Annotated in this window: 21 protein-coding genes; 10 read left to right on the top strand and 11 right to left on the bottom strand. The window is 72.5% G+C overall.

Features of this window, described 5'->3' with window-relative positions; genetic code table 11:
• Positions 1–106: 106 nt before the first annotated feature.
• The 4 genes from KY5_RS04040 to KY5_RS04025 form a co-directional block, all read right to left on the bottom strand.
• Positions 107–1,129 (bottom strand): hemolysin family protein, encoded by a 1,023-nt coding sequence (locus tag KY5_RS04040; protein WP_098240880.1) that lies wholly within the window; start codon positions 1,127–1,129, stop codon positions 107–109.
• The gene (locus tag KY5_RS04035; RefSeq protein WP_098240879.1) at positions 1,126–2,508 is read right to left on the bottom strand and encodes a hemolysin family protein; all 1,383 of its coding nucleotides are present in this window, start codon (positions 2,506–2,508) and stop codon (positions 1,126–1,128) included. The genes KY5_RS04040 and KY5_RS04035 overlap by 4 nt, the downstream gene beginning before the upstream one ends.
• A 202-nt stretch (positions 2,509–2,710) precedes the next feature.
• On the bottom strand, positions 2,711–3,751 hold the full coding sequence (locus KY5_RS04030; RefSeq protein ID WP_098240878.1) for a hemolysin family protein: 1,041 nt from the start codon (positions 3,749–3,751) through the stop codon (positions 2,711–2,713).
• Entirely contained in the window at positions 3,748–5,076 is a 1,329-nt protein-coding gene (locus KY5_RS04025; RefSeq protein WP_098240877.1) for a hemolysin family protein, read from the bottom strand. The genes KY5_RS04030 and KY5_RS04025 overlap by 4 nt, the downstream gene beginning before the upstream one ends.
• Before the next feature lie 307 nt (positions 5,077–5,383).
• On the opposite strand from KY5_RS04025, the gene KY5_RS04020 reads away from it, so the two are divergent.
• Positions 5,384–5,791 (top strand): hypothetical protein, encoded by a 408-nt coding sequence (locus tag KY5_RS04020; protein ID WP_098240876.1) that lies wholly within the window; start codon positions 5,384–5,386, stop codon positions 5,789–5,791.
• A gap of 20 nt (positions 5,792–5,811) precedes the next feature.
• Here the strand turns inward: KY5_RS04020 and KY5_RS04015 are convergent, their stop codons facing one another.
• A complete protein-coding gene (locus KY5_RS04015) occupies positions 5,812–6,507 on the bottom strand; it encodes a TetR/AcrR family transcriptional regulator (RefSeq protein WP_098240875.1) in 696 nt (231 codons plus the stop codon).
• Positions 6,508–6,671: 164 nt separating this feature from the next.
• Here KY5_RS04015 and KY5_RS04010 point away from each other — a divergent pair, with 164 nt between their 5' ends.
• The 5 genes from KY5_RS04010 (at position 6,672) to KY5_RS03990 (ending at position 11,553) form a co-directional block, all read left to right on the top strand.
• On the top strand, positions 6,672–7,712 hold the full coding sequence (locus KY5_RS04010) for a medium chain dehydrogenase/reductase family protein (RefSeq protein WP_098240874.1): 1,041 nt from the start codon (positions 6,672–6,674) through the stop codon (positions 7,710–7,712).
• Between the two features lie 44 nt (positions 7,713–7,756).
• Positions 7,757–9,118, top strand: a complete 1,362-nt coding sequence (locus tag KY5_RS04005) for a carotenoid oxygenase family protein (protein WP_098240873.1) — start codon at positions 7,757–7,759, stop codon at positions 9,116–9,118.
• A 139-nt stretch (positions 9,119–9,257) separates the two neighbouring features.
• A complete protein-coding gene (locus tag KY5_RS04000; RefSeq protein ID WP_098240872.1) occupies positions 9,258–9,938 on the top strand; it encodes an ABC transporter permease in 681 nt (226 codons plus the stop codon).
• Positions 9,935–10,615, top strand: a complete 681-nt coding sequence (locus KY5_RS03995) for an ABC transporter permease (RefSeq protein ID WP_098240871.1) — start codon at positions 9,935–9,937, stop codon at positions 10,613–10,615. The genes KY5_RS04000 and KY5_RS03995 overlap by 4 nt, the downstream gene beginning before the upstream one ends.
• Positions 10,612–11,553, top strand: coding sequence for an ABC transporter substrate-binding protein (locus tag KY5_RS03990; protein WP_098247049.1), 942 nt, complete (start codon positions 10,612–10,614; stop codon positions 11,551–11,553). The genes KY5_RS03995 and KY5_RS03990 overlap by 4 nt, the downstream gene beginning before the upstream one ends.
• Positions 11,554–11,640: 87 nt before the next feature.
• Here KY5_RS03990 and KY5_RS03985 read toward each other — a convergent pair whose 3' ends face one another.
• The 4 genes from KY5_RS03985 to KY5_RS03970 are packed head-to-tail and all read right to left on the bottom strand — an operon-like array spanning position 11,641 to position 15,737.
• Positions 11,641–12,804, bottom strand: a complete 1,164-nt coding sequence (locus KY5_RS03985) for an ABC transporter ATP-binding protein (RefSeq protein WP_098240870.1) — start codon at positions 12,802–12,804, stop codon at positions 11,641–11,643.
• 22 nt (positions 12,805–12,826) lie between these two features.
• Complete coding sequence (locus KY5_RS03980; RefSeq protein ID WP_098240869.1) at positions 12,827–13,474, bottom strand: LutC/YkgG family protein; 648 nt, start codon at positions 13,472–13,474, stop codon at positions 12,827–12,829.
• Positions 13,471–14,979 (bottom strand): LutB/LldF family L-lactate oxidation iron-sulfur protein, encoded by a 1,509-nt coding sequence (locus KY5_RS03975; protein WP_098240868.1) that lies wholly within the window; start codon positions 14,977–14,979, stop codon positions 13,471–13,473. Before KY5_RS03975 ends, KY5_RS03980 begins: the two co-directional genes overlap by 4 nt.
• Positions 14,976–15,737 (bottom strand): (Fe-S)-binding protein, encoded by a 762-nt coding sequence (locus KY5_RS03970; protein ID WP_098247048.1) that lies wholly within the window; start codon positions 15,735–15,737, stop codon positions 14,976–14,978. Before KY5_RS03970 ends, KY5_RS03975 begins: the two co-directional genes overlap by 4 nt.
• Positions 15,738–15,858: 121 nt before the next feature.
• On the opposite strand from KY5_RS03970, the gene KY5_RS03965 reads away from it, so the two are divergent.
• The 4 genes from KY5_RS03965 (at position 15,859) to KY5_RS03950 (ending at position 20,003) form a co-directional block, all read left to right on the top strand.
• Positions 15,859–16,872, top strand: coding sequence for a LacI family DNA-binding transcriptional regulator (locus KY5_RS03965; RefSeq protein ID WP_418952739.1), 1,014 nt, complete (start codon positions 15,859–15,861; stop codon positions 16,870–16,872).
• A gap of 100 nt (positions 16,873–16,972) precedes the next feature.
• Positions 16,973–18,274 (top strand): alpha/beta fold hydrolase, encoded by a 1,302-nt coding sequence (locus KY5_RS03960; protein WP_098240866.1) that lies wholly within the window; start codon positions 16,973–16,975, stop codon positions 18,272–18,274.
• Between the two features lie 75 nt (positions 18,275–18,349).
• Positions 18,350–19,108, top strand: coding sequence for a PIG-L deacetylase family protein (locus tag KY5_RS03955; protein ID WP_098240865.1), 759 nt, complete (start codon positions 18,350–18,352; stop codon positions 19,106–19,108).
• 61 nt (positions 19,109–19,169) lie between these two features.
• Entirely contained in the window at positions 19,170–20,003 is an 834-nt protein-coding gene (locus tag KY5_RS03950; RefSeq protein ID WP_098240864.1) for an enoyl-CoA hydratase/isomerase family protein, read from the top strand.
• Between the two features lie 50 nt (positions 20,004–20,053).
• Here the strand turns inward: KY5_RS03950 and KY5_RS03945 are convergent, their stop codons facing one another.
• Together KY5_RS03945 and KY5_RS03940 are read right to left on the bottom strand one after the other, a co-directional pair.
• Positions 20,054–20,980 carry an SDR family oxidoreductase gene (locus KY5_RS03945; protein ID WP_199842925.1) on the bottom strand — a complete coding sequence of 309 codons (927 nt, stop codon included), beginning with the start codon at positions 20,978–20,980 and terminating at the stop codon, positions 20,054–20,056.
• A 126-nt stretch (positions 20,981–21,106) separates the two neighbouring features.
• Positions 21,107–22,144, bottom strand: coding sequence for an NAD(P)/FAD-dependent oxidoreductase (locus KY5_RS03940; protein WP_234362602.1), 1,038 nt, complete (start codon positions 22,142–22,144; stop codon positions 21,107–21,109).
• Between the last annotated feature and the right edge of the window lie 53 nt (positions 22,145–22,197).

The following is a 22,197-nucleotide window of genomic DNA, read 5'->3' as shown; positions in this document are numbered from 1 at the left end:
ATCCGAAAGAGCCGGGTGCGGCGGGCCGGTCAGGGCGATGACCGGCCCGTGCCCAGGATCGAGCATCGCCCGACAAGTGTCGCGGGGGAAGCGCCGCTCTCTCGCGTCATGCCGCCCGGCCCGGCTCCATCAGACGGGCGAGCAGATCGTCCAGGCTGACGAGGCCGGTGAGCCTGCCCGATTCGTCGCCGACCACGGCCAGCGTCGCGCGGCGCTGGCGGAGCGTCTCGACGGCGTGGGCCACCGAGTCGTGCGCGGACAGTTCGGGCACCGGTCTGGCCAGCTCGCGGGCGGTGCCCGCCCGGCCCCGCGCGCGGGCGACGAGGACGTCCCGGGCGTGCACGGAGCCGACGACCGTGGCGCCGTCACGGACCAGGAGACGGGTGCGGTCGCTGCCCGACGCCACCTGGAGGACCTCGTCGAGACCCGCCGTCGCGGGCACCGAGGTGATCCGGTCGGTAGGCGTCTGGAGATCGCCCACCGGACTCTGCGGCGCGGTCAGGGAGCTGGTGATCAGCTCCGAGTCGATCGCGCTGATCAGCCCGAGCCGCTCCGACTCCGTGACGAGGTGGGTGAGTTGCTCGCGGTTGTGGACCGAGGCGAGCTCGTCGCGCGGGGTGACCCGGCACATCCGCACCAGGGCGTTGCTCACCTTGTTGAGGACCCAGATCAGCGGCCGTACGACCTTGACCACGGCCCGGAACGGCGGCGTGAGCAGCATCGCGGAGCGCTCGGGGTGCGCGATGGCCCAGGACTTGGGGGCCATCTCGCCGACCACCATGTGCAGGAACACCACGACGATCATCGCGAGGGCGAAGGCGATGCCGTAGCTCAGCCCGGCGGGCAGGCCGAGCTTCGCCAGGAGGGGATCGAGTTCGTGCGAGATCGCGGGCTTGGACAGGGAACCGAGGCCCAGGGTGCAGACGGTGATGCCCAGTTGGGCACCGGCCAGCATCAGGGAGAGCTCCCGCATGCCCGCAAGGGCCGATTTCGCGCCGCGCTGCCCCTGGGCGGCGGCCTGCTCCACGCGGTGCCGCTTGGCGGCGACCAGGGCGAACTCGGCGGCGACGAAGAACCCGCTGCCGATGAGGAGCAGCAGCGTGACGAAGAGAGCCATGGGGAAGCTCATGCGGTGGCCCCCTTGCCCGCGGAACCGGTTCCGTCGGCGTCAGTGCTGCCCGCGTCCGTCCCGCCACCGGCATCCGGCAGGCGCTCCACCCGCACCCGCTCCGGCACGTGCCGGTCCAGGGCGAGTACGGCGATGGCCGCCGTGCCGCCGTCCGGCAGGTCGACGGTGAGTCGGTCCCCGACGGTCGGGAAGCGCCCGAGCCGGTCGACGATCAGTCCGGCCACGGTGTCGTAGTCCTCTTCCTCGGGCAGGTCGATGCCGGTGGCGTCGGCGATCTCGTCCAGACGGCGGCCCGCGGCCACCAGCCACCCCGCGCCGTCGGCGACGGCGGGGGCGACGACCGTGTCGGACTCGTCGGCGATGTCACCGACGAGTTCCTCGGCGATGTCCTCGTACGTGACGACCCCGGCGACGCCGCCGTGCTCGTCGAGGACCACCGCGAACTCGTCGTCGCGCTCACGCATCTGCGCCACCGCCTCCGGCAGCGGCAGCGTGTCGGGCAGGAAGAGCGGTCGGCGGGCCGCGTCGCCCGCCGTGATCCGCTCGAAGCGGGCGGCGGGCAGCCGCATCAGTTCGCGTACGCCGAGGACGCCCGCCACGTCGTCGGGGTGGTCGCCGAGGACCGGGTAGTTGGAGTGCCCGTGCTTGGCGATCAGCTCCACGGCCTCGGTGGCGCTGGCGTCCTTGCGGACGAAGACGGCGTCCGCGCGCGGCACCATCACCTCGTCGAGGGTGCGCTCGGAGAACTCCAGGACGTGGTCGAGCAGCTCGGCGGTCTCCCGGGGCAGCTCGCCCTCCTTGTGGGACTCGCCGATCAGGTGGCTGAGCTCCTCCAGGGTCGCGCCGTGGTGCAGCTCCTCGACCGGCTCGATGCCGATCCTGCGCAGGATGCGGTTGGCCGCGCCGTCGAAGACGCGCACCAGCGGCCCGACGACCTTCAGGTACGCGAGCGTGGAGGCGGCGAGCGACTTGGCGAGGCGTTCGGGGACGGCCAGCGCGAGGTTCTTCGGCGCCAGCTCGCCCAGGACCATCTGGACCACGGTGGCGACCACGAAACCGACCACTACGGAGATGGCGGAGACAGTGCCGTCCGACAGCCCCGTGCCCTCCAGCGCGGGCCTGAGCAGCGCGGACACCGACGGCTCCGCGAGGAAGCCGACGACCAGCCCGGTGACGGTGATGCCCAGCTGCGCGCCGGACAGCATGAAGGAGAGCTTCTCCAGGACCTGGAGGGCGCGGGCGGCCCGCTTGTCGCCCGCGGCCGCCTCACGCGCGAGGGCGAGCCGGTCGGCGGCGACGTAGGCGAATTCCTGGGCGACGAAGTAGCCCGTGCCCGCGGTCAGGACCAGGACGGCCAGCAGGCCGAGTACGGCACTCATCGAACACCACCCCGTCGCGTGCCGCGATCATGCCTCTTCGGGCGGGATGGTCGGGGACTGTGCCCCGGAGGGTCCGTCGGTCTGGCGGACACAGGGTGGCTCCGTTCTCGTATGAGGACTCAGTGAACGATTCTCGGCCCGGCGCGGTTCCCCCGCCACAGCGGACGAGGGGGACCGCACCGGGCCGCGCGGATCAGGCGGATCAGGCGGGGACGGTGGCGGAGGCGACAGCCGGGGCCGGTCCCACCAGCTCGGACAGGACGTCCTCCATGGTCACGAAGCCGAGCACCGCGCCGCCCTCGCCGAGGACCGCCGCCAGATGACTGCCCTCGGCGCGCAGCGCGGTGAGGGTGTCGTCGAGCGGGGTGTCGATGCGCACGCGCGTGACGGGGTGCAGGGCCTCGGCGGGGAAGGGCGCGTCGCGGTCGGCGACGCCCAGGGTGTCCTTGATGTGCAGATAGCCGAGCAGTGCGTCGTCCGGCCCTGTGACGGGGAAGCGGGAGTAGCCCGCCGCGGCGGCCACGCGTTCGAGGCGGGCCGGGGTGACGGCGTGGTGGACGGTGTGCATGTGCACGATGGGGACGAGGATCTCGCCGACCGGCCGGGTGCCCAGCTCAAGGGCGTCCCGCAGCCGCTCGCTGTCGGCGGCGGAGAGCAGCCCCGCCTCGCTGGAGTCGGCGACCATACGGGCCAGCTGGTCGTCGGTGAAGGCGGCCTCCACCTCGTCCTTCGGGTCGACCTTCAGCAGCCGCAGCAGCGCGTTGGCGAAGGCGTTGACGCCGAAGATGACGGGCCTGAGCGCCCGGGTGAGCGCGACCAGCGGCGGGCCGAGCAGCAGGGCGGTACGGGCGGGCGCGGCCAGGGCGATGTTCTTGGGGACCATCTCGCCGATCAGCATGTGCAGATACGTGGCGATCGCGAGCGCGATCACGAACGCGATCGGGTGCACCAGCGCGTGCGGGACCCGGGCCGCCTCGAAGGCGGGCTCCATGAGGTGCGCGATGGCGGGTTCGGCGACGGCGCCGAGCACCAGCGAGGAGACCGTGATGCCCAGTTGGGCGGTGGCCATCATCGCGGAGATGTGCTCGATGCCCCAGAGGGTGATCCGGGCGCGCTTGTCGCCCGCGCGGGCCCCCGGCTCGATCTGGCTGCGGCGCACGGAGATCAGCGCGAACTCGGCGCCCACGAAGAACGCGTTGGTGAGCAGCGTCAGGGCGCCGATGGTGAGCTGGAGGGCGGTCATCGTGCGTCCTCCAGCTGGTTGTGGTGTGCGGGCGCGGTGATGTGCACGCGGTCCGCGCGGTGGTGGTCGACGTCCAGGACGTCGATGCGCCAGCCGCCGACGTCGACGCTGTCGCCCTGGACGGGGATGCGGGCGAGCCGGGTGGCGACAAGTCCCGCGACCGTCTCGTAGGGACCGTCCTCGACGGCCAGGCCCATCCCGGCCAGCTGGTCTATCCGTACGCTGCCCTCGGCCCGCCAGGCCCTGCGGCCGTCGTCGGTCGGGGCGGCGGGCAGCAGGTCGGGGACCTGCATCGGGTCGTGCTCGTCGCGGACCTCGCCGACGACCTCCTCGACGATGTCCTCCATGGTCGCGACCCCGGCCGTGCCGCCGTACTCGTCGATGACGACGGCCATGGTGCGGGTGGTGCGCAGCCGCTCCAGGAGCCGGTCGGCGGTCAGGCTGTCGGGCACGAGCAGCGGCCGGGTGGCGAGCGCGGTGACCGGGGTCGCGGCGCGCTCGTCCGGGTCGAGGGCGAGGACGTCGCGGATGTGGACGGTGCCGATGACCTCGTCCAGGGAGTCCCGGTACACGGGGAAGCGGGAGAGGCCCGTCGCGTACGTGAGGTTGGCGGCGTCGGCGGCGGTGGCGTGCGCCTCCAGGGCCTGCACGTCGACCCGGGGCGTCATCACGTTCTCCGCGCTGAGTTCGCTCAGGTGCAGCGTGCGGACGAACAGCTCGGCGGAGTCCGCCTCGAGGGCGCCCTCGGCGGCCGAGTGCCTGGCCAGCGCGACCAGTTCCTCGGGGCCGCGCGCGGACGCCAGCTCCTCCGCGGGCTCCAGGCCGAAACGGCGTACGAACCGGTTCGCGGTGTTGTTCAGGTGCCGGATGAACGGGCCGAACGCGGCGGTGAAGCCGCGCTGCGGGGCCGCCACCACCTTCGCCACCGCGAGCGGGCGCGAGATCGCCCAGTTCTTCGGCACCAGTTCGCCGACGACCATCAGGACGACCGTGGACAGGACGACGCCGAGGAGCGTGGCGGTGGCCGAGGCGGCGCCGCCGAGACCGGCCGCTTCGAGCGGGCCGCGCAACAGCGCGGCGAGCGACGGCTCGGCGAGCATGCCGATCACCAGGGAGGTGACGGTGATGCCCAGTTGGGCTCCGGAGAGCTGGAACGTCAGGCGGCGCACGGCCTTCAGCGCGCCTTCCGCGCCCCGCTCACCCGCAGCCGCGGCCCGTTCCAGGTCGGCACGCTCGACCGTGGTGAGCGAGAACTCGGCGGCGACGAAGAGGGCGCAGGCCAGCGTGAGGAGCAGGGCCAGGAACAGCAGCAGGACCTCGGTCACCGTGCCACCCCCGATCCCGTACGCATGCGAGGCGGTGAGGGGACGGCACGGTCGGTACTGGGAGGCTCACCCATTGTGGGCCGGGGCTCCTTCTTCTCCTCGCACGAGGGCGTCCTCGTGCGAAACGGCGGGGCTGAAGCACGAATGCTTCTACACCTACTGTAAAGGAACCGTAAAACGCCGAGGCCCGGCCGGGGTGGATGGGGCCCACGGCCGATGAAAGAATCCGGTCGGCAGAGACGGAGACGTGCACCTTCGGGCACGTCCCTGGTGGGTGGGGGCCAATGTGGCTGTGGAGTGGCGGCAGATGAGGAGCGGGGCCAAGGCGGTCCCGCAGCCGATCGCGAACCTCGTCGTCTGGGCGGGTGCGGGAGCGGGCGCGCTGCTGCTCGTCGGCGTGCTCAACGCGCTGGGGGTGCTCGACCGCACGGGTCTGGCGCTCGCCGTGCTCTGCTCGCTCGCCGCGGTGCTCGGCACGCGCGGCAGGTTCGCGGCCGCGCCGGGCACGGCCGTGCTGTGCTGGCTGGTTCTCAACGTCTTCGCGACCCACCCCACGGGGGAGGTCAGCTGGGCCGGGCACCGCGACCCCGAGTGGCTCGTCTACCTGCTCGTCGCGGGGCTCACGGGCGCGGTGGCGAGCCGCATCGTGAGCGCCCGCGCGGCCTATCGCCGGGTGACGCCGCAGATCGGCCGGGGCGGGCCCGCGGACTACTAGCGCGTCTTCTCGCGCGACTTCTAGCGCCTGAGCAGGGCGGCCAGTTCCGCTTCGAAGAGGGTGGCGGGGTCGAAGCCCATCCCGGTGAAGTGGCCCGCGAGTTCCAGTGAGAGCACGCCGTGCACGCGGGTCCAGAAGGACAGGGCGCGGTGCAGTTCGGCGGGGGTGGCCGGGTGGTCGCCCGCCCATTGGCGGTGGGCGTCGATGTGCTGCTCGAAGTCCTGTTCGGGGGAGCTGGAGGGGTCGGGGGATTCCGGGGAGCCCGGGGGGCCCGGGGAGTCGTCGGGCAGCTTCGCGCTGGCGTCGAGCAGCGCGGACATGATCTCGGAGGAGATCGTGGTGACGTCGTCCGGGGCGTGGTAGCCGGGCACCGGGGTGCCGAAGATCAGCAGGTACCGATGCGGGTCGTCGAGTGCCCAGCGGCGGAGCGTGTGCCCGAGCTCAGGGAGGCCCGCGCCGTCCTTGGCGGCCGCGTCGACGGTGTCGGCGAGCCCCCGGTAAGCGTCCCTGATGAGCTCGGTGATCAGCTCGTCACGGCTGCCGAAGTACCGGTAGAGCGCGGGGCCGCTCATGCCCATCCGCTTGGCGATCGCGTTGAGCGACAGCGCGGAGGCGCCCGCGTCGGCGATCTGCTCCCACGCCCGTTCCTTGATCTCCGCGCGGACCTGGCTGCGGTACCGCTCGCGGGGGGATGCCGTGCCGGTGGCCTTGGCCATGTCCGGTCTCCGCTCGTCGTGACGCTTATGTCTTGGTGCTTGCGTGAGAAGGTATCACTCAACCTCTTGACGGGGCTTCGCGAGAGTTATAGCTTCTAACTGTCGTAAGGGGCGCTAGCTCGACCGGGCAGACGGTCGGGCGGGCCGGGCCAACGGAGGTTGTCATGAGCGGTGCCGCATCCATCGAGTGCGTCGAGGTCGTCCTGCCGGGGCGGGTCGAGCCGGAAGGGCTCCAGTTCCGGCGCGGGCCCCTCCCCGTCGCGGAAGCGGGGCAGGTGGTCGTCGCGATGGAGGCCACCGGCGTCTCCTTCGCCGAGCAGCAGATGCGCCGCGGCCGCTATTTCGACCAGCCGCCCTTCCCCTTCGTCCCCGGGTACGACCTCGTGGGCACCGTCATCACGGCCGGCCCCGGCGTGGTTCCGACCCTGGTCGGCAAGCGTGTCGCGGCGCTCACCAAGACCGGCGGCTGGGCCAGCCACGTGGTGCTCGACGCGGCGGACGTCGTCGAGGTGCCCGAGGGCGTCGGCGCCGCGGCGGCGGAGACCGCCGTGGTCAACGGCATCACCGCGTGGCAGATGCTGCACCGCAAGGCCCGGGTGCGGGCGGGCCAGACGATCCTGGTGCACGGAGCCAACGGAGGCGTCGGCTCACTCCTCGTCCAACTGGCACTCGGCGCGGGAGTGCGGGTGATCGGCACGGCGTCCGCCCGCCATCACGACGCCCTCCTGGAGCTGGGTGTCACCCCGGTCGACTACCGGACCGAGGACGTTCCGAGGCGGGTGCGCGAGCTCGTGCCCGGTGGTGTGGACGCGGTGTTCGACCACATAGGCGGCCGCAGTGTCACCGACTCGTGGCGGCTGCTCGCGCCCGGCGGGACCCTCGTCTCGTACGGCAGCGCCGCCACCCGGGACGACACGGGCTCCAAACAGTGGCCCGTCCTCAAGATCCTCGGCCGGGTCTGGGTGTGGAACGCGCTGCCCAACCGGCGCCGCGCGTACTTCTTCAACGTCTGGGCCGGGCGCGCGTTCGGCAAGGACCGCTTCCGGGCCCGCCTCCGCGCCGACCTGGGTCAGGTCTTCGCGGCGCTCGAGCGCGGTGAGATCACGGCGGGCATCGCCGCCGAGCTGCCGCTCGCGCGCATCGCCGACGCCCTGCGGCTCGCCGAGTCCGGCACGGTCAGCGGCAAGGTCGTGCTCACGCCCTGAGCCGGTCACGAAACACACTCCGACACCCCAGAGGGAACCCCGTCATGAGCGACACACCCCGCCAAGCCCCCTATCTGACCGGCCACTTCACACCCGTTCCCGACGAGCTCACCGCCCGTGACCTGACCGTCAGGGGCACGATCCCGCCGGAGCTGTCGGGGCGCTACTTCCGCAACGGACACAACCCCAAGCCGGGCGACGTCCCCACCCACTGGTTCCGCGGCGCGGGCATGCTGCACGGCATACGCGTCGACGGCGGCCGCGCCGAGTGGTACCGCAACCGCTGGGTGCGCACCCCCGCCCTGGACGGCGCGCCGCTGATCCGCGACGACGGGAGCGTCGACCTCACGGCCAGCATCGCGGGCACCCACGTCATCGAGCACGCGGGCCGCATCCTCGCCCTCCAGGAGGCCAATCTGCCCTTCGAGATGACCCCGGACCTGGACACGATCGGGGCGTACGACTTCCGAGGCAGGCTCACCACCGCCATGACCGCACACCCCAAGGAGGACCCGGCCACGGGCGAGCTGCACTTCTTCGGCTACGCGGCGATCCCGCCCTACCTGACGTACTACGTAGCGGATGCCAAGGGCGAGTTGACGCGCAGTCAGATCGTGCCGGGTGCGGGACCCACGCTCATGCATGACTTCGGCCTGACCCCCCGGTACACGGTCTGGCTCGACCTGCCGGTCGTCTTCGACCCCGCCGAGCGCTCCGGCATCCCGTACCGCTGGAGCGACACCCACCGTCCGCGCATCGGCGTGCTGCCGCGCGGGGGAGGGGTGGAACCGATGTGGTTCGAGGTCGACGCGGGCGCGATGATCCACGTGACCAACGCCTACGAGGACGCCCGGGGGCGCGTCGTCGTCGAGGGGCCTCGCTACGACCGGTCGTCCTGGGAGAGCAGCTGGAAATGGTGGAGCGGCGCGCCAGGACACCCCGCCGTGCCCGCGATCGGCTCGATGCGGCACCGCTGGATACTCGACCCGGCATCCGGCACCGTGCGCGAGGAGCCGCTCGACTCCCTGGTCACCGAATTCGCCACCATCAACGAGGCGTTGATCGGCGCGGCCCACCGCTACACGTACACCGTCGCCTTCCCCGGCGCGGGCCTGGAGCGGTACGCGCTGGTCAAGTACGACGCGCGGACCGGCGAACGGCAGATGGCCGACGCGGGTCCCGGGCGGATGTACGGCGAGCCCTTCTTCGTCCCGGCGGCCGGGGGAGTGGCGGAGGACGACGGATACCTCCTCACCCTCGTCAGCGACCTCGCCCGCGACTCCTCCGAGTTGCTCGTCCTGGACGCCAAGGACATCACCGCGGCCCCGATGGCCGCGGTGGAACTGCCCCGGCGCGTACCGGCGGGGATCCACGGTTCGTGGATCCCCGACACGGCGACCACGTAGGAGAGCCGCCCCGGCCACCAGAACCGGCGGCCCAGGTTGAAGACGGAGAAGCGCCGGCGCGACCGGCGAGCGCAGCAGTCGGCCCCGTACGGGTGACCACAACGCGCCGCCGTCCGGCATCTGAGCCTTGAATGGACGGGTGACCGCGATTCCCGACGACTGCCTCGCGCGCAACGAGTGGATCTGCGGTGAGTATCTGAGCACCCGCCGCCAGATCCTGATCGACGCGGTCGTCCAGCACCTCCAGCTGACCGCCGTCTCCGTACTCATCGCGCTCGTCGTCGCCGTGCCGCTCGCCGTCCTCGCCCGCCGCTGGGAGTGGGCCGCGGGACCCGTGCTCGCGCTCACCACGATCCTGTACACGATCCCCTCGCTCGCGATGTTCTCGCTGCTGCTCCCCGTGTACGGGCTCTCGGCCGCGCTCGTCGTCGCGGGGCTCGTCCTGTACTCGCTCACCCTGCTCGTGCGGAACATCCTCGCCGGGCTGCGTGCCGTTCCCGAGGACACCCGGCAGGCCGCCCGCGGCATGGGCTACGGCCCGATCCGCCTCCTGCTCACCGTGGAACTCCCGCTCGCCCTGCCCGCCGCCATGGCGGGGCTGCGGATCGCCACGGTCTCCGCCGTCTCCCTCGCCACCGTCGGCGCGATCGTCGGCTTCGGCGGCCTGGGCAATCTGATCTACGCGGGCATGAACACCTATTTCAAGGCGCAGGTGCTCACCGCCTCGGTGCTCTGCGTCGTCATCGCCGTCGCCGCCGACCTGCTGCTGCTCGGCGTACAGCGCCTGCTCACCCCCTGGACCAGGGCGGTCCGCTCATGAAGACACTCGGCGACGCCTGGGCGTGGCTCACCGACTCCGCGCACTGGGCGGGTGACGACGGCATCTGGCACCGGCTCACCCAGCACCTCGTCCTCACCGTGGTCTGTCTGCTGCTCAGCTGTCTGATCGCCCTGCCCGTCGCCCTCGTCCTCGGCCACCTCGGCAGGGGCGGCGCGCTTGCGGTGAACATCTCCAACGTCGGGCGCGCGGTGCCGACCTTCGCGGTCCTCGTCCTGCTGCTCCTCACCCCGCTCGGCAAGTGGGGCGAGGGCCCGACCGTCGTCGCCCTGGTCCTCTTCGCGGTGCCCCCGTTGCTCACCAACGCCTACGTCGGGATGCGCGGCGTCGACCGCAGCATCGTGCAGGCGGCGCGCGGCATGGGGATGACCGGGCGGCAGATGCTGTGGCGGGTCGAACTGCCGCTCGCGCTGCCCCTGGTGCTCAGCGGTATCCGCATCGCCGCCGTGCAGCTCGTCGCCACCGCCACCATCGCCGCGCTCGCGGGCGGCGGCGGGCTCGGCCGGATCATCACGGCGGGCTTCAACCTGGCGAGCACCGCGCAGGTGGTCGCGGGCGCGGTGCTCGTCGCCGTCTTCGCGCTGCTGGTCGAGGGGGTCTTCGAGGCCGCCGAGCGGCTCGCGCCCGGGTGGGCCCGGGCGCGGGGGAGGGCGGGATGAGGCGCCGCGCGGGATCGGCGACGGTGGCTCTCCTCGCCCTGCTCACGGGCTGCGCCGGCGGTCCCTCCCTGGAGAACCAGGGCGAGGTCACCGCGCCGCCGGGCGACAGCAAGCACCTCGTCGTCGGCTCGGCGGGATTCACCGAGAGCGACCTGCTCGCCCAGATGTACCTGCTGCTCCTGAAGAAGGCCGGATACGGCGCGGAGATCCTGTCCGTGGCCAACCGCGAGCTCTACGAACCCGCCCTGGAGTCCGGTCAGATCGATGTCGTCCCCGAGTACGCGGCGACCTTCGCGGACTGGCTCAATGCCAAGAAGAACGGCGCCGACGCGCCGCCGGTCGGCTCGCCCGACCTCGCCACCACCATGAAGGCGCTGCGCTCACTCGCCACCCCGCGCGGCCTGACCGTCCTCGACCCCGGCAAGGCCGTCGACCAGAACGCGTTCGCGGTCGCCGCGTCGTACGCCGAGCAGCACCAGCTCAAGACGCTGAGCGACCTCGGAAAATCGGGCCTGAAGGTGCGGCTCGCCGCAGGCGACGAGTGCGTGCAACGTCCTTACTGTGCCCCGGGGTTGAAGAAGGTGTACGGCATCGACGTCACCGGGGTCGATCCCAAGGGCGTCGGTACCACCCAGGCCAAGAAGGCCGTGCAGGACGGTCAGGACCAGATGGTCCTGACCACGTCGACGGACGCCACCCTCGACGACTTCGGGCTCGTGCTCCTCAAGGACGACAAGCATCTGCAGAACGCCGACTACATCGTCCCCGTGGTCAACCGCTCCCGCGCGGGCAGCGGACGCGTCGCGGCTGCGCTCGGGCGGCTCAATCCTGTACTGACGACGGAGGATCTGGCGTCCATGAACGAGCAGGTGGACAGCTGGCGGAGGCTGCCGCAGGACGTTGCGCGGGCTTATCTGGAGGACAAGGGGCTGCTTTAGCTTCCGCAGGGGGGAACTTTGCCCGCGGGTCTCTCCGGGCTGAGCGCGCAGTTCCCCGCGCCCCTTACGGGGCGCCCCGCAAGGCGCCTACGCGTCTGCGACGGAGTCAAATTCCACCTGGTCCCGCGCGACGCCCTGCGCATCCGCGTCCACCGAGCGCCGCAGCGCCTCGTGCAGCTTCGCCGGGGTCAGGACGCCGAGGAAGCGGGCGCCGTCCAGGACGGCGACCCAGCCCGCGTCGTGCTGGAGCATCACGCCGAACGCCTGCTTGAGCGGGGCGCCGATCGGGACCCAGGAGTTCATGCGGTGCGCCAGATCGCCGACCGTGCCGCCCGCGCCCGCCAGGGCCACCTCGTCGACGCCCACCCAGCCGTGCAGATCGCCGTCCTCGTCCAGGACGACCGCCCAACGGGCCTCCTCCGCACGCAGCCGGGCCGCGGCCTGCGCGGCGGGCTCGTCGAGGCGGGCGAGCGGCGGCTGCTCCAGGTCGTCGGACTGGATCTCGGTGACCGAGAGCCGCTTCAGGCCGCGGTCGGCGCCCACGAACTCGGCGACGTAGGGCGTCTGGGGCGCCCCGAGCACCGCTCCCGGCGTGTCGAACTGCTCGATGCGCCCCTGCCCGTACACCGCGATGCGGTCGCCGAGCCGGACCGCCTCCTCGATGTCGTGCGTGACCAGGAGCACCGTCTTGCGCACGGCCGCCTGCATCCGCAGGAACTCGTCCTGCAACTGCTCGCGCACCACCGGGTCGACCGCGCCGAACGGCTCGTCCATCAGGAGGACGGGCGGGTCGGCCGCGAGCGCGCGGGCCACGCCGACGCGCTGGCGCTGGCCGCCCGAGAGCTGTTCGGGGTAGCGGGATCCGTACGTCTTCGGGTCCAGGCCCACCAGATCGAGGAGTTCGGCGGCGCGGGCCCGCGCCTTCGCCTTCTTCCAGCCGACGAGCGCGGGCACGGTCGCCGTGTTGTCCAGGATGGTCCGGTGCGGGAACAGGCCGACCTGCTGGATGACGTAGCCGATGCGGCGGCGCAGGCGCACCGGGTCGACGTCGGCGATGTTCTCGCCGTTCACGAAGATGCGGCCCGATGTCGGTTCGATGAGGCGGTTCACCATCATCATCGTCGTGGTCTTGCCGCAGCCCGAGGGGCCGACGAGCGTGACCAGTTCGCCCTCGGCGACCTCGAAGGAGAGGTCGTCCACGGCCGTCGTGCCGTCCGGGTAGCGCTTGGTCACCTGCTCGAACCGGATCATGCGTTCACGCTAGCCGCGCCGCTCACTCCCCGCTCACCAGGACGACCTCCAAGGTGCGCGGGCCGTGCACTCCCTCGACGCGGTCCAGCTCGATGTCGCTGGTCGCGGAAGGGCCCGAGATCCAGGTGAGCGGCCGGGCGGGGTCCAGCCGTTCGAGGGCCCCGGGGACGCAGGAGACGACCTGGTCGGGCACGCGGACGACACAGACGTGATGGTCCGGCACCAGGGTGATGCGGCGGCGGCCCTGATCGGGGGAGCCGTCCAGAACGATCGTGCCGGTCTCGGCGACGGCCACCGCGCAGCCCGTGACGACGCTGTCGACCTCGTCGAGCTCGTGCGGGGTGCTCGCGGCGCGGTCGTGGACGCGCACCGGGTCGGCGGCGGCCAGCCAGTGCGGCGGCAGGCCCGGCGGCACCAGCACGGTCCGCGCCCCGCGCCGCGCGAGCAGCCGCGTCAGCAGTTCCGGAAGATCCGCGGCGGCACAGCGGTGCACGATCGCCCGGTAGTCCGCGAGGTTCTCCGCGAGCAGGTCGACGGTCTGCTCGGTGGTGCGCTCGCCGTGCTCGCGCGCGTACGCGCGGGCCACCGACTCCTCGTACGGAAGCTCGCCGTCCGGTACGTCGGCCAGTGCCCGCCGCACCCGGCCCAGGATCCGGTCCCTGCTGCTCATGCGTCGTTCCCCTCGGTCGTGCCGCCGCTCCTGTCGCCCCGCGTGCGCTGCCACCAGTCGCGGAACGGCTCGGCGGGCACCTTCGGCAGGTCCCGTGTCGCGCTCCAGGCCCGGCCGGGGCCGGGCAGCATGCGCGGATGGAACCGCCGCGTGCGCGACGCGATGCGCTGGCCCGCGCGCAGGGCACCGGGGCGGGCGAACGCGAGGCCCGCCGCGCGCATCGCCGCCCGCTCCGCCGCGTGCCCCTTCGCGGGCTTCAGCGTCACCTTCACACCCTGCCGGGTGGCCTCGCCGCCCTGGACGACCCGCTCCCGCAGGTGGACCAGGACCTCGGGGATGTCGATGGCGACCGGGCACACCTCGTAACAGGCCCCGCAGAGCGACGAGGCGTAGGGGAGCGAGGCGTCGATCTCGCTCCGGGTGCCGCGCAGCTGAGGACTGAGGATGGCGCCGATCGGGCCCGGATACACCGAGCCGTACGCATGGCCGCCCGCCCGTTCGTACACCGGGCACACGTTGAGACACGCCGAACAGCGGATGCAGCGCAGCGCCTGGCGGCCGACCTCGTCGGCGAGGGTGTCGGTGCGGCCGTTGTCGAGGAGGACCAGGTGGAAGGTGCTCGGTCCGTCGGCCGTGGCCGCGTCGGTGGTGCCCGTCCACATCGACGTGTAGGGGTTCATGCGTTCGGCCGTCGAGGAGCGCGGCAGGGTCTGGAGGAAGACCTCCAGGTCGCGCCAGGTCGGGATGGTCTTCTCGATGCCGACCACGGAGATCAGGGTCTCGGGCAGCGTGAGGCACATCCGGCCGTTGCCCTCCGACTCCACGACGACCAGGGTGCCGGTCTCGGCGACCATGAAGTTCGCGCCCGAGATGCCGACCTTGGCGCGCAGGAACTTCTCGCGCAGGTGGAGGCGGGCCGCCTCGGCCAGCTCGGCGGGGCTGTCGGTGAGTCCCTCCGGGGCGGGGCGGCCCCAGTCGGCCATCTCCTTGGCGAAGATGTCGCGGATCTCGCCGCGGTTGCGGTGGATCGCGGGCACCAGGATGTGCGAGGGCCTGTCGTGGCCCAACTGCACGATCAGCTCGGCGAGATCGGTCTCGTAGGCGTGGATGCCCTCCGCTTCGAGGGCCTCGTTGAGGCCGATCTCCTGCGTCGCCATCGACTTGACCTTGACGACCTCGCTCTCGCCCGTCGCCTTGACCAGGGCCGTCACGATGCGGTTGGCCTCGTCCGCGTCGGCCGCCCAGTGGACGGTGCCCCCGGCGCGCACCACGGACTCCTCCAACCGCATGAGGTAGTGGTCGAGATGGCGCAGCGTGTGGTCCTTGATGCGCCGTCCCGCCTCGCGCAGCTCGGCCCAGTCGTCGAGCTCGGCGACGGCGCGGGCCCGCTTGTCGCGGATGGTGTGGGTGGCGTGCCGGAGATTGGCGCGCAGCGTGGTGTTGCCGACGGCCTCGTGCGCGGCCTCGGGGAAGGCGGGCATGCCGACGAATGTGCCGCCGCTCATGACAGGGGCTCCTCTTCCGTACTGGCCAGGATCTCCGCGATGTGGACGGGTCGCACCGCCGTGCGCAGCCGGGTCGCCGTGCCCGCGATGTGCATCAGACAGGAGTTGTCGGCGGCGCACAGCACATCGGCGCCCGTCGACTCGGCGTTGCGCACCTTGTCCGTGCCCATCGCCGCGGAGACATCGGAGTTCTTCACGGCGAACGTGCCGCCGAAGCCGCAGCACTCCTCGGCGCCCGGCAGCTCCACGAGTTCGAGTCCCTCGACCGCCCGGAGAAGCCGCGTCGGCCGCTCGCCGAGACCGAGGGAGCGCAGGCCGTGGCAGGTCGGGTGGTAGGTGACCTTGTGCGGGTAGTACGCGCCGACGTCCGTGACGCCGAGGACGTCCACCAGGAACTCGGTGAGTTCGTACGTCTTGGGCACCACGGGCGCGAGGGTGCGGGCCAGCCCTTCGCCGCGGCCCTCCGCGCGGGCCCGCTCGCCCATGCGGGGGTAGAGCTCGCGCACCATCGCCCCGCACGATCCGGAAGGCGTCACGATCGCGTCGTACGCGTCCGAACCGAAGACATCGGAGAAATGACGGGCCAGCGGCTCCGCCTGATGGCGATAGCCCGTGTTGTAGTGGGCCTGCCCGCAGCAGGTCTGTGCCATCGGGAAGTCGACCTCAACTCCCAGCCTGGTCAGCAGTTTCACCACCGCGCGGCCCGTGTCCGGATAGAGCGTGTCGTTGACACAGGTCAGGAACAGGGCGACGCGCATCGCGGGTTCCTCCTCGTCGATCATCGGATGGGTGCAGGGTACCCGTACGGCTTCCGAGCGTTAAGTAGGCTTGTCCTCACGGCTGGTGACGGCCGCACAGGGGATGGAGCTCCGGGAACGCATGGTCGGGATCAAAGACGTGGCGAAGCACGCGGGCGTGTCCGTCGGCACCGTGTCGAACGTGATCAACCGCCCGGACACGGTCTCCGAAGGGACCCGGCACAAGGTGCAGGCGGTCATCGACCGGCTCGGCTACGTCCGCAGCGAGTCCGCACGCCAACTGCGCGCGGGGCGCAGCCGCATCATGGCGCTCCTCGTCCTGGACATGGGCAACCCGTTCTTCGTGGACGTCGCGCGGGGCGCCGAGCGTGCCGCGCGCGAGGCCGGCCTCTGCGTCACGGTGTGCAACAGCGGCCAGAGTCCCGCCGAAGAGGCCGAGTACCTGGCGCTCTTCGCCGAGCAGCGGGTACGGGGCGTGCTCCTCACGCCCGCCGACGCGACCGGGCGGAACATCGCGGCCTTCCGCAGGCACGGCATCCCCTTCGTCCTCGTCGACCGCGTCGCCGACGGCGCCACCGAGTGCTCCGTGTCCGTGGACGACGTGCTGGGCGGCGGGCTCGCCGTGCGCCACCTCGTCGACACCGGGCACCGCAGCATCGCGTACGTGAGCGGCCCGCCCTCGCTCAAGCAGGTCAGGGACCGGCGCGTGGGAGCGCTGCGCGCGCTCGCCGAGGCGGGTCTGGACGCCTCGCTGCTGCGCGAGCTGCCCACCGAGCGGCTCGACGTGGCCGCCGGGCGGGACGCGGGCGCCCGCATCCTGGGCCTCGCCGTGCGGCCCACCGCCGTCTTCTGCGCCAACGACCTGCTCGCCCTCGGCGTGCTCCAGGCCATGTACGCGGCCGAGGTGAGCGTGCCCGAGGACATCGCGATCGTCGGCTACGACGACATCGAGTTCGCGGCGGCCGCCGTCGTGCCGCTGACCTCCGTGCGCCAGCCCGCCGTCACCATGGGCGCGATGGCGGCGGAACTGCTCATGGAGGAGACCGAGTCGGGCGACCCCGCGGCGCACGAGCACCGCCGCGTGGTGCTCATGCCCGAACTCGTCGTACGACGCTCGAGCCTGCCGGGCCGCTGACCGGGCGCCCTCCGGTCCGGCGCCGCGGCGCGTGTGCTGAACTGGGGAGACCGTCCCGCGTCCGCGACGTCGCCCCGCGCGACCTGGCCCAGGAGCCGCATTGACCGCCACGTACCGCCAGCCCGGAGTCGTCCTCACCGACCGCCGTTTCAGCGTGCCGCTGGATCACGACGCACCGGCGGGGGAGCGGATCGAGGTCTACGCCCGCGAGGTGGTGTCCACCGCAAGGGGCGGCGCTCAGCTGCCGTGGCTGGTGTACCTCACGGGCGGCCCCGGCTTCGGCGCGACCCGCTTCCACGGCAGGGAGTCCTGGCTCGACCGCGCCCTGGAGGAGTTCCGAGTCCTCCTGATCGACCAGCGCGGCACCGGCAGCTCCACGCCCGCCAACCGCCAGACGCTCCCGCTGCGCGGCGGACCCCGCGAACAGGCCGACTACCTGGCGCACTTCCGCGCCGACTCCATCGTGCGCGACTGTGAGGCGATCCGCCCCGAGGTGACCGGCGGCGCCCCCTGGACCGTCCTCGGGCAGAGCTTCGGCGGATTCTGCGTGACGCACTACCTCTCGTACGCACCCGAAGGGCTGCACACCGCGCTCATCACCGGCGGTCTGCCCACGCTCGAAGGCCACGCGGACGACGTGTACCGCGCCGCCTACCCGCGGATGGAGCGCAAGAGCGCCGCGCACTACGCCCGTTACCCGCAGGACGTCGAGCGCGCCAGGGTCATCGCCGAGCACATCGCCGAGCACGAGCCGGTCCTGCCCGGCGGCTACAAGCTGACGGTCCCGGCCTTCCAGTCGCTCGGCATCCTGCTCGGCACGGGCAACGGCAGCCACCGGCTGCACTACCTCATCGAGGACGCGTTCGTGCGGACGCCGTCGGGGCCCGCGCTCTCCGACGCCTTCCAGGAGAACGTCCTTTCGGTCCTCAGTTACGCGGCGGCCCCGCTCTATGCCCTCCTGCACGAGGCGATCTACGGTCAGGGAGAACGGCCCACCGACTGGTCGGCGGAGCGCGTGCGCGGCGAGTTCCCGCAGTTCGACGCGGCGAAGAGCCTGGCGGACGACGCGCCGCTGCTGTTCACCGGCGAGGCCGTGCAGCGCTGGATGTTCGACAGCGACCCCGCCCTGCGTCCCCTGCGCGAGACGGCCGACCTGTTCGCCGCGCGCACCGACTGGCCGCGCCTGTACGACCCGGAGCGGCTCGCGGCCAACGAGGTGCCCGCGGCCGCGGCGATCTACCACGACGACGTGTACGTCGACAGGAACCACTCCCTGGCCACGGCCCGCGCGATCCGGGGGCTGCGCACCTGGGTCACCGACGAGTTCGAGCACGACGGGCTCAGGGCCGAGGGGCCCCGGGTGCTCGACCGGCTGCTCAAGCTCGCCCGCGGGGAGGCGTGACGCGCCCGGCGCCGCGCACTCCGTCCGTCTCCCCGGCTCTGCCCGTCGTCGGACCTCGGCGCTAGGCTGAGGATCATGACCGAGCCGCAGCCTTCCGCAACGCCCGCGCAACTGACGCCCATGCCCGAGGACTGGCAGCGCGCCCTCGCCGTCGTCGCCCACCCGGACGACCTGGAGTACGGCTGCTCGGCCGCGATCGCCGGATGGACCGACGGCGGGCGCGAGGTCGCCTACCTCCTGGCGACCCGCGGCGAGGCGGGGATCGACACGATCGACCCGGCCACCTGCGGGCCGCTGCGCGAGCGCGAGCAGCGGGCGAGCGCGGCCGTCGTCGGCGTCGACACCGTGGAGTTCCTCGACCACAAGGACGGCGTGATCGAGTACGGCACGGCGCTGCGCCGGGACATCGCCGCCGCGATCCGCAGGCACCGCCCCGAGCTCGTCATCACGCTCAACCACCGTGACACCTGGGGCGGCGTCGCCTGGAACACCCCCGACCACGTCGCGGTCGGCCGCGCCACGCTGGACGCGGCGGGCGACGCGGGCAACCGCTGGATCTTCCCCGAGCTGATCGAGGAGCAGGGCCTCGAACCGTGGAACGGCGTGCGGTGGGTCGCCGTCGCCGGGTCCGCGTCGCCCACCCACGCGGCGGACGCCACGGCCGGTCTCGAGCGCTCCGTGCTCTCCCTGCTCGAACACCGCGCCTACATCGAGGCGTTGACGGACGAGGACCCGGAGAAGTACTGCAGGACGTTCCTCCTGGGCAACGCGCAGGCAGCGGCGCCGCGCTTCGGCGGACGGCCCGCGGTGCCGTTCGAGGTCTTCAGCCGGTAGGCCGCCACCCCTACTCTGACGGGTCATCAGAAACGTATGACCGCAGAGGAGTTGGGGCCCGATGATCGACACGATCGGCACGGACATCCCGGACGGCGAGGAGCGGCTGCGCCTCGACGTCGAGGACGGCCTCGGCATCCTCACGCTCTGCCGCCCGCGCAAGCTCAACGCGTGGAGCTGGGAGTCCACCCGGCAGCTCGGCCTGTTCGCCGACCGGATCCGCTTCGACGACTCGATCAGGGCGGTGCTGCTGCGCGCCGAGGGCAGGGCGTTCTGCGCGGGCATCGACATCACGGCACCGGGCGGCGCGATCACGGGCCGCTCCGGTGCCGAGCGCGCCCGCAACTACTACGAGGCCATGCGCTGGGTCCACGAGCGCTTCCGCGCCTTCGCCGAACTGCCGCAGCCGGTCGTCGCGGCCGTGCAGGGGTACTGCCTCGGCTTCGGCTTCGAGCTCGCGCTCATGGCGGACGTACGGATCGCCGCCGACGACGCGGTGTTCGCCCTGCCCGAGGCGCGGCTCGGCGTCGCCGTGGACGCGGGCGGCGATCTGCGCATCGCGCGCGAGGCGGGCGCGGGCTGGGCCAAGCTGCTCGCGCTCACCGGCCGCCGCGTGGACGCGCCGACGGCCGAGCGGCTGCGCCTGCTCCAACAGGTCGTACCCGTCGCTGAGTTGGCGAAGAGCGCCCGCGCGGTGTCGGCCGAGATCGCCGCGAACGCGCCGCTCGCCGTGCAGGGCATCAAGCGCGGCATCGACGCGTACGCGGACACGGGGATGGCGGGCGCGCTCGACCGGGTCGCGATGAACGCGGCGATCACGCTCACGTCGGAGGACTCCCGTGAGGGGTACGGGGCGAAGGCGGCGGGGCGAGCGCCCGCGTTCGAGGGGAAATAGCGGCGGCGGATCGGGCGTCGGGGCGGTGGGCTGCGTGAGGGCTGGTCCGCTCACTCCGCGAACGGGCCCCGTCCCAGCTGCTCGCGCACCGTCACCACGGGCGGGCTCACCAGGGCGCGGCGCTGCCAGTTGGCGCCGTCGACGACCAGCGTGTGGCCGGTGATGAAGCGGGCGTAGGGCGAGGCCAGGAAGGTGGCGGCCCAGCCCAGTTCGCGCGGACGGCCGACGCGCAGGGCGGGTTGCCGGGCGTCCTTGTCGTGGGCCCGGTCGAGATTGCCGCGGATGTCCTCGGTCATGTCGTCGTGCGGCATCAGGCCCGGCACCAGCCCGTTGACCTGGATCCCGTACGGTCCCCACTCCACCGCGAGGCTCTCCACCAGGCTCTTCACGCCCGCCTTGGCCGCGGCGCTGTGCGCGAAGCCGGGGCCGCCCGTCCAGGCGTACGAGGCACCGACGTTGATGACCGAGCCGGGGGTGCCCGCGGCCAGGTGGCGGCGGCCGAACTCCCGCGTCATGTAGAACGTGCCGTTGAGCGTGGCGTCCACCACCGAGCGCCACGCGTTGGGGGACATGTCCTCCGAGGGGACGGGGAAGTTGGCGGCCGCGTTGTTGACCAGGACGCCCGGCAGACCGTGCGCCGCCTCGGCCGCGTCGAAGACGTCGGCGACGCGCCGCGGGTCGCGGATGTCGCACCCGGCGGCCGTCACCCGCCCGCCCAGCGCCGCCAGTTCGTCCCGCGCCGCCGCGAGGCGGTTCTCTTTGCGGCTCGCGATCACCAGGTCGGCGCCGAGTCGCGCGAACTCCGCGGCGACGGCCTTGCCGAGACCGGTCCCGCCGCCGGTGACCAGGACGACGGTCCCGGCGAACGTGCCGGGCGGCAGCGCGCTCGCGCCGGGCGGGGGAGGGGCGGGCAGGCCGGGCAGACCGGCATCCGGAAGCTCGCCCGTACGTGCCGCGCCCGCCGCGTGGTCCGTCATTCGCGCATCCCTCCGTCGTCGTACGCGGGCCCCGCACGCGAGCCCGCCCCGCCTGTGGTCGCATCGATATCGCGTACGGCTCCAAAGCTCCATGGCCTATCGCGTACGGCTCCAAAGCTCCATCACTTACACCGGCAGACCGTGCGCCCGCTCGCCGCTCACCGTGCGCGCCACCGCGGCCTCGGCCTCCGCCGTGAACTCCCCGGCACGCCGCCGCTCCACCGACGCGTCGATGTCCGCCATCACCAGCTCCGCGTTGATCATCACGCCTGCCCGGTAGCCCATGCTTGCCGCGTTGACGACCTGCTCCATGGCGCTCGCGGCGTTGCCGACCGCCCAGACGCCGGGGACGCTGGTGCGGCCCGTCTCGTCGATCGCCGGGTACGGGCCGTACGGCGTGTCCGTGGTGTCGGCGCCGAGAGCCGTGAGCAGACCGGACCGGGGCGCCGGCCTCGCGGCGACGAACAGGACGGAGCGCGGGACGACGCGCCCGTCGGCGAGCCGCACACCGGTCAGCCGGTCGTCCTCGACCTCCAGGCTCGCGACCTCGCCCTCCACCACGGAGACGCCCGCGGCGGCGAGGCGCTCCCACTCGGCGTCCGGCAACTCCCGCACGGTGTGCAGGAAGAGCGTGACGTCCTTGGACCACTGGGTGACCAGCAGCGCCTGGTGGCTGTTGAAGGGCTCCGAGGCGAGTACCCCGAACGCCTCGTCCCGTACCTCCCAGCCGTGGCAGTACGGGCAGTGCAGCACGTCGTGTCCCCAGCGCTCCGCGAGTCCCGGCAGCTCATCGGGGAGTTCGTCCACGAGCCCGGTGGCGACGATCACCCGGCGGGCGTGCACCGGGGCGCCGTCCGCGAGGGAGAGCGTGAACGCGCCCGCGCCGTCCCGGGCCACCTCGGTCACCCGGTCCCGCACGACGTCCACGCCGTACCGCGCCAGCTCACCGCGCCCCTCGGCGAGGAACTCGGCGGGCGGCATGCCGTCCCGGGAGAGGTAGCCCTGCATGTGTGCGGCGGGCGCGTTGCGCGGTTCGCCCGCGTCGACGACGAGGACCCGGCGCCGCGAGCGGCCGAGCACGAGCGCCGCGCTCAGGCCCGCCGCGCCGCCTCCCACGACGACGACCTCGTACGCGTCGTCCTGGCTGCTGTTCTTTCGGGTCACGGTGACCACCTCCACGGACACCCTCACTCCGGTAGTGCGATATCGACAAGTTG

The sequence above is a fragment of the Streptomyces formicae genome (assembly GCF_002556545.1).
Taxonomy (GTDB): Bacteria; Actinomycetota; Actinomycetes; order Streptomycetales; family Streptomycetaceae; genus Streptomyces; species Streptomyces formicae_A.
Note: the sequence above shows the minus strand (reverse complement) of the source record. Positions and strands in the feature narration are given on the sequence as shown.

What these genes read in the sequence shown, in the direction of transcription:
- KY5_RS04040 (WP_098240880.1), bottom strand. Translation starts at nt 1,129, where the DNA reads ATGAGCTTCCCCATGGCTCTCTTCGTCACGCTGCTGCTCCTCATCGGC.
- KY5_RS04035 (WP_098240879.1), bottom strand. Translation starts at nt 2,508, where the DNA reads ATGAGTGCCGTACTCGGCCTGCTGGCCGTCCTGGTCCTGACCGCGGGC.
- KY5_RS04030 (WP_098240878.1), bottom strand. Translation starts at nt 3,751, where the DNA reads ATGACCGCCCTCCAGCTCACCATCGGCGCCCTGACGCTGCTCACCAAC.
- KY5_RS04020 (WP_098240876.1), top strand. Translation starts at nt 5,384, where the DNA reads ATGAGGAGCGGGGCCAAGGCGGTCCCGCAGCCGATCGCGAACCTCGTC.
- KY5_RS04015 (WP_098240875.1), bottom strand. Translation starts at nt 6,507, where the DNA reads ATGGCCAAGGCCACCGGCACGGCATCCCCCCGCGAGCGGTACCGCAGC.
- KY5_RS04010 (WP_098240874.1), top strand. Translation starts at nt 6,672, where the DNA reads ATGAGCGGTGCCGCATCCATCGAGTGCGTCGAGGTCGTCCTGCCGGGG.
- KY5_RS04005 (WP_098240873.1), top strand. Translation starts at nt 7,757, where the DNA reads ATGAGCGACACACCCCGCCAAGCCCCCTATCTGACCGGCCACTTCACA.
- KY5_RS03995 (WP_098240871.1), top strand. Translation starts at nt 9,935, where the DNA reads ATGAAGACACTCGGCGACGCCTGGGCGTGGCTCACCGACTCCGCGCAC.
- KY5_RS03990 (WP_098247049.1), top strand. Translation starts at nt 10,612, where the DNA reads ATGAGGCGCCGCGCGGGATCGGCGACGGTGGCTCTCCTCGCCCTGCTC.
- KY5_RS03985 (WP_098240870.1), bottom strand. Translation starts at nt 12,804, where the DNA reads ATGATCCGGTTCGAGCAGGTGACCAAGCGCTACCCGGACGGCACGACG.
- KY5_RS03980 (WP_098240869.1), bottom strand. Translation starts at nt 13,474, where the DNA reads ATGAGCAGCAGGGACCGGATCCTGGGCCGGGTGCGGCGGGCACTGGCC.
- KY5_RS03975 (WP_098240868.1), bottom strand. Translation starts at nt 14,979, where the DNA reads ATGAGCGGCGGCACATTCGTCGGCATGCCCGCCTTCCCCGAGGCCGCG.
- KY5_RS03970 (WP_098247048.1), bottom strand. Translation starts at nt 15,737, where the DNA reads ATGCGCGTCGCCCTGTTCCTGACCTGTGTCAACGACACGCTCTATCCG.
- KY5_RS03965 (WP_418952739.1), top strand. Translation starts at nt 15,859, where the DNA reads ATGGTCGGGATCAAAGACGTGGCGAAGCACGCGGGCGTGTCCGTCGGC.
- KY5_RS03955 (WP_098240865.1), top strand. Translation starts at nt 18,350, where the DNA reads ATGACCGAGCCGCAGCCTTCCGCAACGCCCGCGCAACTGACGCCCATG.
- KY5_RS03950 (WP_098240864.1), top strand. Translation starts at nt 19,170, where the DNA reads ATGATCGACACGATCGGCACGGACATCCCGGACGGCGAGGAGCGGCTG.
- KY5_RS03945 (WP_199842925.1), bottom strand. Translation starts at nt 20,980, where the DNA reads ATGACGGACCACGCGGCGGGCGCGGCACGTACGGGCGAGCTTCCGGAT.